The sequence below is a fragment of the Deltaproteobacteria bacterium genome, assembly GCA_026712905.1.
Lineage (GTDB): Bacteria > Desulfobacterota > Binatia > UBA9968 > JAJDTQ01 > JAJDTQ01.
The window spans coordinates 1-1504 of record JAPOPM010000049.1; the positions used below are offsets into that span (position 1 = coordinate 1).

The 1504-nt window shown below is 69.8% G+C and carries 1 protein-coding gene; it reads left to right on the forward strand.

All coding sequences use genetic code 11. From position 1 onward, the window contains the following. Window positions 1–14: 14 nt before the first annotated feature. Window positions 15–1504, forward strand: a 1490-nt coding sequence (locus tag OXF11_04085) for a strawberry notch family protein (GenBank protein ID MCY4486279.1), incomplete at its 3' end; no start/stop codon positions are given.

The window sequence follows — 1504 nt, forward strand, 5'->3', positions numbered from 1 at the left end:
ACACCAGGCTCACCGTGCTCGACCGAACAGCCCAGCCCGGCATCGAGGTTGATCCCGGCGCCCGCGCCGCAACCGCCGCCCAACTGCTCGAAGCCGTCATCTCCCAAGTTCCACCGCGCCTGCCGGTGGAAGTACGCATCAATGTAGCCGTGCCCGGCCGCGATCTCTTCGGCAACACGGCAGTGCCGCGCCCGTCGAAGCGAACCACTGCGACCGCATCCGCACCGGCCCATGACTGGGGATCGGTGTCCGAACTGGCCGTCGAGACCGGGCCCGAGGACTCCGCCACGGACGCCGGCAACGCCGCCTCCGGACCCTATGAGCCCTGGCGGCCCGGCGCCTTCCGGATTCCGGGTGCAGCCGCGCATCCGACACCCCTGGTGCAGTCCGCGGCAATGGCCGCCGTCCCCCATCCCACGCCGTCCTACCGCCCCTTGCTGCCGGAACGCGTCCTGGCGGACGGTCTCCTGTCGGACGCCCAGCTCGAGAGCGTCGTCTTGGCGGGACAGGCCCACGAGGGCCACCTCGCGGCGACTTACCGGATCGGCTCCGGCTGGGAGACCGTCCAGCGTTGCCATGACGACGAGAACGAAGATGTCGCCCTCACGGACGACGGCGAGACCCTGTCGGCGCCGGTACGCTTCCGCCGGGGCTGGATGCTGGGCGACGGCACGGGCTGCGGCAAGGGACGCCAGGTGGCGGCCATCATCCTCGATGGCTGGCTCCGCGGCCGGAAACGCGCCCTGTGGCTGAGCCAGTCGGACAAGCTCCTGGAAGACGCCCGCCGCGACTGGACCGCCCTCGGAGGACGCGAGGACGACGTAATCCCGCTCGGCGACTTCCGCCAAGGGGCTGAGATTCCACACCCCACCGGAATCCTCTTCACCACCTACGCCACGCTGCGTTCGCCGTCCCGCCAGGGCCGGCCCTCGCGGCTCGACCAGATCGTGGGCTGGCTCGCCGGGGGACCCGACGAGGACGACCGCCACGCCTTCGATGGCGCCATCGTCTTCGACGAGGCCCATGCCATGGCCAACGCAGCCGGCGGCAAGAGCGCACGCGGCGAGGTGAAACCGTCCGCACAGGGCCGCGCTGGCCTGCGGCTCCAGAACGCGCTGCCAGACGCCCGGATCACCTACGTGTCGGCTACGGGAGCCACCACCGTGCCGGGACTGGCCTACGCCGGCCGGTTCGGCCTCTGGGCCGCCGGCGTGACGCCGTTCGAGACCCGGACCGATTTCGTGTCGGCGATGGAGGCCGGCGGGGTCGCCGCCATGGAAGTGGTTGCGAGAGACCTGAAGGCCCTGGGTCTCTATCAGGCGCGCGCACTGGCCTACCACGGAGTCGAGGTGGACATCCTGGTACACGCCCTCTCGGACGAGCAACGGCGCATCTACGATTCCTATGCCGGCGCCTTCAAGGTCATCCACGCCAACATCGAAGCCGCTCTCGAGGCCACGGGCATCATGCAGGGAGATTCCACTCTCAACAAGAATGCGAAGTC